Source organism: Rhizobacter sp. P2_H3, assembly GCF_056403355.1.
Genome location: NZ_JBFUFQ010000395.1, coordinates 1 through 2,933 on the forward strand (window position 1 = coordinate 1; position 2,933 = coordinate 2,933).

Annotated in this window: 3 protein-coding genes; all 3 read right to left on the reverse strand. The window is 69.2% G+C overall.

What is annotated here, in order from left to right:
• Positions 1 to 1,076: type II toxin-antitoxin system HipA family toxin (locus tag AC1D1T_RS31445; RefSeq protein WP_477993283.1), on the reverse strand; the 1,076-nt coding region annotated here is incomplete at its 3' end.
• Positions 1,073 to 1,372, reverse strand: a complete 300-nt coding sequence (locus AC1D1T_RS31450) for a helix-turn-helix transcriptional regulator (protein WP_477993284.1) — start codon at positions 1,370 to 1,372, stop codon at positions 1,073 to 1,075. The genes AC1D1T_RS31450 and AC1D1T_RS31445, both read right to left, overlap by 4 nt.
• Positions 1,373 to 1,479: 107 nt before the next feature.
• Positions 1,480 to 2,933, reverse strand: a 1,454-nt coding sequence (locus AC1D1T_RS31455) for an RICIN domain-containing protein (RefSeq protein WP_477993285.1), incomplete at its 5' end; no start/stop codon positions are given.

Here is a 2,933-nt window from a genome sequence, read left to right on the forward strand (position 1 = left end):
CCGCTGTAGGCCGCGTACGCGACGATGTCGTAGGCGGGGCCGAGACGCGGGTGCACGCCGTCCGGATAGACCAGCCCGATGTTCTTCAGGTGCATGTCGGGGTTGCCCAGCATCTCGTTGACGACCAGGCGCCGCAACAGCTCGTGCACCGCCGCCTCGCCCAGGCTGTCGAAGCCCATCAGCACCGCCGCCACGTCCAGGCAGGTGCGCGGGCCGCCCTCGGCGCCGGTGCCGTACTTGTCCTCGGGCATCACGCCCAGCACCTGCGCGAAATCCTCGCAATGCACGCGACCGGCCTCGCCCCGGTCGAAGCGCCGCACCGCGAGAAACTGCGTGCGCGCATCGGCATCGCCCAGGTCGTAGCCATGCCGCACCGCGAGCTTCTCGAGCGGCTCCAGCCACGCCTCGCAGACCTCGACACCGGCCGCCGCGGCCAGCCGCAACGACAGCTGCTCCACCTCCGGCAGCAGCGGCTGCGCCACCACCGGCAGCTTCGCGATGATGTGGGTGTCGTGGTCCTTCGTGCGGGCCACGTAGCGGTCGCCGTCGCGGATCGCCCCCACCTTCGGCTGCACGCCCGACAGCGACACGCCGTCGTCCAGCGGCTCGGCGCTCACCGACATCTCCAGCGCGTCCTGCTGCTGCGTCACGCAGCGCGCCAGTTCGTCGCGCGACAGCGCCACCGGCAACGCGAGCAGCTGGCCCGGCAGGTCGCGACCGCAGGCGGCCAGCATCTCGAAGTGATCGCGCGGGTCGCAGCCCCGCAGCTCGGCCACCCGGTCGCGGAACACGCCCTCGGGCAGCAGGTTCTGGAAGAACGACGGCAGCAGCCAGCCGTTGCGGTTCGAGAAGCGGCCGTTGAAGGCCGTCGACCTGACGTCGCGCCACAGCGCCTGCTGCTGCAGCGGCGCATCGGCCAGCCAGCCCGCCGAGACCGTCGGTGCGCCGGCGATCTGTATGAATTCTTCATCCGCGACGAAGCGCGTCACCACGGTGTCGGCCGCCAGCGTGTATCGAAACAGCACACCGATGCGCCGCCCCTCGCCCAGGAAGATGCCGAGCGCCTGGACGTTCATCGGGCCGGGCGCAYGCTCTCGAGCGCCGCCGCGACGCGTGACTTCACCTGCGGCTCGGTCGTCTGCGCCCCGGCATCGACCGCCGCTGCCGCGGCCCGCGGCACCAGCACCACGTCCAGCCCCAGGCGGTCGGCCACCGCCAGCAAGGTGCTCAGCTTGAAATCCTCGCGCCCGCTCAGCACGTTCGTCAGCGTGCGCTGCGAGACACCGGCCTGCTCACGCAACTGCGCCTGCGTCAGCGTCGACGCCTCGAGCGACGCCCGCACCACACCCGACAGATCACCCACAGAGTTCATGGCAGCAAAGTAGTCGAATTGATGTTTCGACTACTTTGCAGTGTATGCCCCTGCGCCAGAAGTGGCAATGAATTGCCACTTCATGGATATCGACTACTTTGCTTCCATCAGCGTTGGTACACCCGCACGTAGTCGACATCCATGCGCTGCGGGAACACCGTGGCGCCGTTCGGCGCACCCGGCCAGTTGCCGCCCACCGCGACGTTCAGCAGGATGTGGAAGCGCTTGTCGAACGGAGCCGGGAAGGCGCCGCCACTCGACCACCACTGGGTTTGCGTGTTGTACAGCGTGCCGTCGACATAGTGGCGGATGACGCCCGGCTCCCACTCCACCGCGTAGGTGTGGAAATCGGTGAGGATGCTGCTGGCCGGCACGAAGGGCTTGCCCGAGTTCGTGTTGTTCGGCCAGGCGCCGCCGTAGTGCAGCGTGCCGTAGACGTTGTTGCCGCCGGCCGCGCCGGCGTTCACGGCCTCCATGATGTCGATCTCGCCGCTGGCCGCCCAGCCGCCGTAGACCGAATCGGACGGCAGCATCCAGAACGCCGGCCACAGGCCCTGCCCGCCCGGCAGCTTGATGCGCGCTTCCATGCGGCCGTACAGCCAGTCGCCCTTGTTCAGCGTGCGCAGCCGCGCCGAGGTGTAGTCGCGGCAGCCGTCGGTCGAGCAATAGCGCTCCTTCAGTGCCTTGATGCTCAGTACGCCGTTGGCCACCGAGGCGTTCTCGGGCCGCGCGGTGTAGTACTGCAGTTCGTTGTTGCCGCCACCCCCGCCGTTCACCTCGAAGCCCCACTTGTTGCCATCGATCGCGCTGCCGTTGAACTCGTCCTGCCACACCAGGCGCCAGCCTGCGGGCGGTTGCGTCGGCGGCTGGTTCGGCGGCGTCGTCGTGTCGCCGCTGCCGGCCGAGAAGGCCCAGCGCTGGTTGGCCTGCGTGCCGGTGCAGTCCCACTGCTGCAGCTTGCCGCCCGACGCGGTGCTCCATTCGGCCACGTCCAGGCACTTGCCGCTGTGGCGCGCGACGACCTGGTAGCCGTCGGGCGTCGCGTTGACGAGGAAGCGCTGGTTGTCGCCGGCGGTGTCGGTCCACTGCGTCAGCAGCGCGCCGTTCGCGGTGGAGACGCCGGCGATGTCCAGCGACTGGTGCGTCTGCGCGTTCGAGAAGCGGTAGGCGCCGCCCTGCTCCGGCAGCACGTCGAACTTCTGCGTCTGCGCGCCGCTGCAGGTGGCCTGCACCGCAGGCGCGCCGGCGGCGGTGCTGCCGCCCTGGATGTCGACGCACAGGTGCGAGTGGTTCGAGCTGATCGTGTACTGCCCGACCGGCAGCGTGCCACGGCCGGCCGTCGTCAGCGGATAAAAGTGGTACTGCTGAGCGCCGCTGCCGTTGCAGCTCCATTGCTGGATGTTGGCGCCGTCGTTCAGCGAGGCGCTGGCCACGTCGACGCACTTGCCGCTGTTGACGTTGGTCAGCACGTAGCGGTTGCCCTGCACCCGCTCGATGCGAAAGCGCTGCGCGTTGGTGCCGTTGTCGGTCCACTGCTGCACGTTGGCGCCGTCGCCGGTGC